The organism is Rheinheimera baltica DSM 14885 (assembly GCF_000425345.1).
GTDB classification, from domain to species: domain Bacteria; phylum Pseudomonadota; class Gammaproteobacteria; order Enterobacterales; family Alteromonadaceae; genus Alishewanella; species Alishewanella baltica.
The window spans coordinates 1-3235 of record NZ_AUDG01000106.1; the positions used below are offsets into that span (position 1 = coordinate 1).

A 3235-nucleotide genomic window follows, 5' to 3' on the forward strand; every position below is an offset into this window, starting at 1 on the left:
CGATTGATCTGATCACCGAACGCCATGAATGTTCCTTCTGAGTTCATCTTTTTGTTTTAGCTAATAATTTTGTGGGGATACCTCAGGTTCTAACCAGTATTCCTGAGTAGCCTTATCCTGCATTTCTTTAGTGAAAAAAGAGGCTAAGTTTCGACCTCGGTTTTTACTCTCATACATCGCAGTATCTGCATTTTTCATCAGAACTTGAGATGAGCTCCCATCCATAGGGAAGATGGTAATGCCGATACTTCCGGAAACTTGGACCATTTGGCCAGAAAGTCGATATGGCTTGTTTATGCTCGTTAGTAGTTTGTTTGCTATGGTCATAGCATCTTGAGAATCGGAAATCTGATCAATTAAAATAATAAACTCATCACCACTCACTCTTCCAACGGTATCCATATCTCTTAAAGCTACTGTGAGTCTTTTAGCAACTTGAATAAGTAAATCATCACCGGCATCATGACCTAATGTATCGTTAATCGATTTAAAGTTATCAAGATCTAAGAACATTAATGCAAATTTGTGATCCCCACGACTAGAAAAAAGTAATAACTGATTTAGTCGATCTATGGTTAGATTTCGATTTGGAAGCCCTGTCAATGAATCAAAGTTTGCTTGCCGCTCGATGAGTTCCTGTGCTTTTTTAGCTTCAGAAATATCACTGAATACCGCTATATGCCTGATTATTTCTCCCTCATCATTTCTGAGTACTGATAGTGAGAGCCACTCATTATAGAGTTCACCATTTTTACGTTTATTGGTAATTTCGCCATGCCAAGAACCTGTTTTTTTAAGTTCACTCCACATTTCTTTATAAAATGCTTTACTCTGCTTGCCAGAACTCAAAATGCTTGGGTTTTTACCAAGAACTTCATTCTCTTTATATCCTGTTATGGAGGTAAAAGCAGGATTGACTGAAATTAATATGTTGTTTTGATCTGTAATCATTGTGGCTTCAGATACAGTGTCAAACACTGATGCCGTCAAACGAAGTTTTTCTTCAGAGAGTTTGCGTTTAGTGATATCAAGTATCGATATCACAGCACCGTTTATCTCATGGCAGTTGTTATGATAAGGCATTATAGATATTAAAAACTGTTTACCGTCTTTTTGTGTAAACTCAGTTTCAACCACTCTATTATCTTCAAAAACCTGATGAATACTGCTAATCAAGTTGGGGATTTCATTCTTTGATTTTGTAAGCGCTAAATTTTGTGTTGCATTTGATTTTATGTCAAAAAAGTTCAATGCGACTGAATTAAAGTGCTTAATGACCAGGTCGTTATCTATAACAATAAGCGCTTGAAAAACCGAGTTTAAAATATTTTTAATGTCGGTGTTTGACTCCAGTAATTTTTCCGTTTTATGATTTAGCTCATCATTAACTATAAGCAACTCTTCATTAGATGCTTGCATTTCTTCACTGGTAGTTTCTAACTCTTCATTAGAGGCTTGCATTTCTTCATTAGATGCTTGCATTTCCTCATTTAGCGCCTGCAGCTCCTCATTTGAAGTTTCTAGTTCCTCAATGACTGTCTGCAGATTCTCTCTAGTTAGGTTAAGCTCTTGCTCTAATAAACGTTCTTTAGTTTCGTCACCTAAGGTTAATGCTGTTAGCATATTGCCTTGTTGAATATTTTCCACCTTTTGAAACGTGATCATCAGTAGTTTATTTGCTGAATCAGTATCACTTTCATCAAGACAATGAATAGCAAGGCGGTATTTAACCTCTTCGCTATTTTCTGTAACAGTTATAATAGAGCCAATATGACTTTTATTTGTGCGAGATACACGGCTGATGTAAGCCCTAATTTCAGCTCGAAACTCAGCTCTAATTAACGAATAAATACTTAAACTAGGCTTACCTGTTTTTACGGTGAGGAATTGACTACAGTCACCAAAAATTTCTATAGGGTCTCCATCTGCGGTAATTAAAACAGAGGCTGGTGCATATAATTCGTTCAAGCGTTCTTGAAGAAGGAGCCTATTAGATTTTTTATCTAATGTAATATTTCCAGAACGCCCTGAATGAACAATGCGACTAGACTTATTTAAAGAAGGATAGGAAGATTGACTGCCTGTTTTTTTACCAAAAATTTTATACTTGCTATCTTTTTCGGTATAGAGATTTTTATATTTACCGATGGCTTCGGATACGCCTAAAAAGAGTAGCCCACCATCAGAAAGACAGTAGTGAAATAACTTGAGTATATTATCTTGCAAGTCCAAATTAAAATAAATTAGTACGTTACGGCAGCTAACCATATCTAAACGCATAAACGGTGGGTCTTGCACTAAATTTTGTTTTGAAAACAACACACTTTCTTGTATGACTTTATTAACATGATACATACCGTCTTTAATCGTAAAATATTTACTTATGGTATGTTCATCTACATTTGACAGGGCTGACTCGGGATAGAGCCCAATACGTGCAGCCTTAACTGAATCTGGACTAACATCTGTAGCAAAAATACGAAGTGCATAATCGTTACCGCTAGCTTCGATTTCTTCTTTAATAATAATCGCAATTGAATAAGCTTCTTCACCTGTAGCGCAGGCTGGTACCCAAACACGAAACTCACTGCCAGAAGGTTTATTAAGCAGAGACTGTTTTACTTGTTCTCGCAGCGCGTCAAAAGCTTTTGGGTCTCGAAAAAAAGAGGTCACGCAAATAAGAAAGTTAGAAGCTAATTCTTTCAGTTCATTTGGATTAATGGTCAGAAAGTCATCATAAGCTTCAATATCAACTATTTGCTTTGCTGCCATCCTTCGGGCAATTTGGCGATTAAGTGTTGCCTCTTTGTACTGACTAAAATCGAGGCTTAGATCAGCAGAAATTTTTTGGATAATATGCCGTAAAGTAGAAGTTGAGTGTTTATTTTCTCTTAGCAGCGAATCTCTTGGTGAAGAGATAATAGAACGTAACTTTGGCCCAATTTCACTCGAAGATAAAATTAAATCTGCTCCTCCAATGTTTATTGCTGCATTAGGCATGCTTGGAAACTTGGATTCATCTGGATTTTGAGCAATTGTAATGCCACCAGAAGCTTTAATAGCTCTAACGCCATGAGAGCCATCACTACCTGTGCCTGAAAAAATTATACCTATAGCTCTTTCTTGCAAATCTTCAGCAAGACTAGGGCCTGTTGATCTTTGCTGTTTATAATTCAGCCAACCCACATTGGCAGCCATAATAGACAGCAAGCCAAGGCAAGTGTACTTGCATAAT

The 3235-nt window shown here is 36.8% G+C and carries 1 protein-coding gene; it reads right to left on the minus strand.

Going from position 1 to position 3235, the window contains the following annotated elements; all coding sequences use genetic code 11:
* Positions 1–60: 60 nt before the first annotated feature.
* Positions 61–3198: a CheR family methyltransferase gene (locus H595_RS23640; protein ID WP_051219998.1), complete on the minus strand. Its 3138-nt coding sequence runs from the start codon at positions 3196–3198 to the stop codon at positions 61–63.
* Positions 3199–3235: the final 37 nt, after the last annotated feature.

Excerpts from the sequence above, each read along its gene's own strand:
- H595_RS23640 (WP_051219998.1), bottom strand. The coding sequence starts at position 3,198 with ATGGCTGCCAATGTGGGTTGGCTGAATTATAAACAGCAAAGATCAACA.